Below are 2961 nucleotides of genomic sequence, written 5' to 3' on the forward strand. Positions count from 1 at the left end.
GGCTTTGTTGATTTTTTCTAATCGATTTTTAACCTCACGTCTCTCCTCTTCCAGTTTTTGCTTAGTGCGCTCAAGCTCTACCCTGGCTTCGCCTTGTTCCTCTTTCAACTCCTCCTCAAGTTCATTGATCTCTCTGTCTACATCACTGGCAAAGTCCTTAAGTTCGGCTTGAAGCTTTTCTCGTTCCTGAGCAAATCCTTCCCTCAACTCAGCCACCTCTTTCTTCATTTTCTCACGATGTGTGTCATTATTTGAGCAAAATGTAAATAAAAGGCCAACTAATAAGACAATCAAAAATGCATAGAGGCTCTTCATATCAATTATTTTTCAAATTCGTTTCCCTTATCAGATTTCACACCTTCTATATCGATATCTTCTTTTACAAACCGATACTGAGAATCTACAAAAAAGGTTTTCCCATCCATATAAGCAATAGGTGTTTTGATGAGGCTTGGGTTTTGCTTCATCAATTTAAGTAACTCATCATCTGAGTAATTACCACCTTTAATATCGGACATGTATTTTTCATCATGCTTGTCCAGAAGATCATTTACAGCTACGCCCAGGTCGCTGGCCACTTCGGCAAGTTGTCTTTCTGTGAGGTTAGCCTTAGATACGTCCCTATCGTTGAGTTTGTGACTACCTGCTGATTCCGCATAGCCTTTAATCTCTTTATCGGTCTGCTTATTAGAATTATAAAATAGCAGAATTTCGTTTTCTTTAGTCTTCATTTGAATTTTCGTTATTTGATTCTGTATCGTTATCTATGGAGTCTGCCTCCTTTTTACTAGTCTCAATTTGTTTCTTTTTATCGCCCTGAGGCAAATTCAATGACATTTCTGACAAGGTCTGACCTCCTTTTATACCAAAATCCAAAGTGCGTATTGGAAATGGTATTGTGATGTCGTTTTCAGCAAATGCTGCTTTAATCTTCTTAATAGCCTCATGCCTGTTTTGTAAGAAACCAGGTTGATCTGGATACTTAATCCAAAACCGTATATTGAAATTGATGGAACTGTTGGCAAACTCATAATAATCGAAGATCATTTCATCTTTTCTAATGACCCCTTCCATGTCGCCAATAACTTTTCTTACTACCTTTTCCACCTTCTCAAGGTCGTCTCCGTATGAAACACCTATACTAATATCGACCCTGCGTTCGCCCAAAATTGAATAATTTACAATGGCGCTTTGCAGTACGTCCTTATTAGGTATATACACCTCTTGACCCTGAAATGTTTTGATTACGGTAACCCGAAGGTTGGTTCGCTGCACAATTCCCATTTGATCTTTTACCTCTACGATATCGCCAATCACGAAGGGGGTGCGAAACGCCAGTATAATACCTGAAATGAAATTTGCTGCTACATCTTGAAAAGCAAAACCAAGTGCCAAACCCAGAACACCAACACCTGCCAGTAAGGAGGTGACTGTTTTCTCTAATTTAAGAACACCGAGGATAACAAATAGACCTATACCCATGACGGCATAGTAGACAATGGTTGAGAACAGATTGCCTAAAACACGATTGTTTGAAGCCCGCCTGAAGATATTTGAAAAAGCCTTTTGAGAAATCTTGGCAATTAAGAAAAACAACAATAGCAGGAGTATCGCGACTGCCATATTGGGTATCATGGCTATAAAAGACTCAACCCAACCTTCTACTTTATTCCAAACTGTTTCTATCGCTTTTTCAAGATCAAAATTCATGGCTTTAGATATAAGGTGTATAAAACAAAGAAACCTGAGCACTCTCTCCAATGCTCAGGTCAATCAAAACTTTAATGGTAATTATAGAGACTCAATTTCTTTTTTAAGCTCCTCTTTACTCTTTCCGGTTTTCTGCTGCAATCTGCCAAGCATCTCGTCAGATTTTCCCTCTGCAAACTCCAAATCATCATCTGTTAGGTCTGCATACTTCTGTTTTAGCTTTCCCTTTACTTCGTTCCAGCTTCCTTTAATTTGTAAATCGTTCATCGGTTTTGTGTTTAGTGGTTAGTATTATCTTAAGAGCAAGCAAGTATTAGTTTAGCTTTGCTTTTTGTTTAGCTTTTGCTACAGACTGCTTTCCTTTGTCAAGGTATTCCTCAAGTAGATTGTTGTATTTATTCTTAGCCTGATCAAGTGTTTCAGAAACAACATCACTTACAGCCTCTCTCATTTTATCAGATTCAGAATTGATTAACTTTCTGGTTTTCTTTCCACTTTGTGGGGCCATCAATAAACCTGTTAAAGCTCCTGCTGCTGCACCTACGGCAAATCCGAATATTATCTTCACGTTGTTATTCATAACTTTTTAATCTGTTTAAATTGAAAAATTCTTTTAATCGATTACCTGATGAAGAGAAAATCTCATACCAATGAGCTGTTTTATGCTTATAAAATTACAGATACTTGATATACAGCTATTTACCATTTATTTAAGGAAATCTCCTCATATTAAGCATTACTGCATCTGTGTATTATATTCTACAATGTGTAGAGGTAAATTGTTTTAGATTTTTATGAGAAACTTTCTAACTAAATTTAGAACATCTGATATGGTAAGCGCCTTATATATGTAGGATTAAAAAAATAGCAATACAATGTCACAACACAATTTAAAAACCTTAGTAGAGGTATTGAATGATTTAAAAGAGCAGGGATATACCGCTGATTTTGATTATAGAGAAGGCAAATTAGTTACACTTGGTAACACTGACTCTTCCTTCGACCCTGATGGCGTCACGATCAAAGAGGAGTTTCGCTTTGAAGGTGAGACTAATCCTGCTGACTCATCCATATTGTATGCCATCGAGACCGCTGATCATACCAAAGGTACTCTGGTAGATTCTTACGGTGCAGACACTCACACCGACCTTGAAGATTTTCTAAAAAAAGCAAATGACCAGACTAATCAGTAGGGTATAGATTATTGCAAATAAAAAATCCCTGGGGCTATTGCCTTAGGGATTTTTTTTT

At 37.2% G+C, this 2961-nt stretch carries 6 protein-coding genes; 1 reads left to right on the forward strand and 5 read right to left on the reverse strand.

Annotated features, from left to right (window positions below; genetic code table 11):
• The 5 genes from E1176_RS03075 to E1176_RS03095 all read right to left on the reverse strand — a co-directional run.
• A partial coding sequence (locus E1176_RS03075; protein WP_222933060.1) for a hypothetical protein occupies positions 1–315 on the reverse strand: 315 nt, incomplete at its 3' end.
• A 5-nt stretch (positions 316–320) separates the two neighbouring features.
• On the reverse strand, positions 321–731 hold the full coding sequence (locus E1176_RS03080) for an arsenate reductase family protein (protein ID WP_155209112.1): 411 nt from the start codon (positions 729–731) through the stop codon (positions 321–323).
• Positions 721–1710 carry a mechanosensitive ion channel family protein gene (locus E1176_RS03085; RefSeq protein ID WP_155209113.1) on the reverse strand — a complete coding sequence of 330 codons (990 nt, stop codon included), beginning with the start codon at positions 1708–1710 and terminating at the stop codon, positions 721–723. Before E1176_RS03085 ends, E1176_RS03080 begins: the two co-directional genes overlap by 11 nt.
• Positions 1711–1791: 81 nt before the next feature.
• A complete protein-coding gene (locus tag E1176_RS03090) occupies positions 1792–1977 on the reverse strand; it encodes a CsbD family protein (protein WP_155209114.1) in 186 nt (61 codons plus the stop codon).
• 46 nt (positions 1978–2023) lie between these two features.
• Positions 2024–2290: a YtxH domain-containing protein gene (locus E1176_RS03095; RefSeq protein ID WP_155209115.1), complete on the reverse strand. Its 267-nt coding sequence runs from the start codon at positions 2288–2290 to the stop codon at positions 2024–2026.
• Between the two features lie 295 nt (positions 2291–2585).
• On the opposite strand from E1176_RS03095, the gene E1176_RS03100 reads away from it, so the two are divergent.
• On the forward strand, positions 2586–2903 hold the full coding sequence (locus E1176_RS03100; protein ID WP_155209116.1) for a hypothetical protein: 318 nt from the start codon (positions 2586–2588) through the stop codon (positions 2901–2903).
• Positions 2904–2961 lie beyond the last annotated feature (58 nt).

Origin of the sequence: Fulvivirga aurantia, from assembly GCF_009711475.1 — a bacterium.
Classification (GTDB): domain Bacteria; phylum Bacteroidota; class Bacteroidia; order Cytophagales; family Cyclobacteriaceae; genus Fulvivirga; species Fulvivirga aurantia.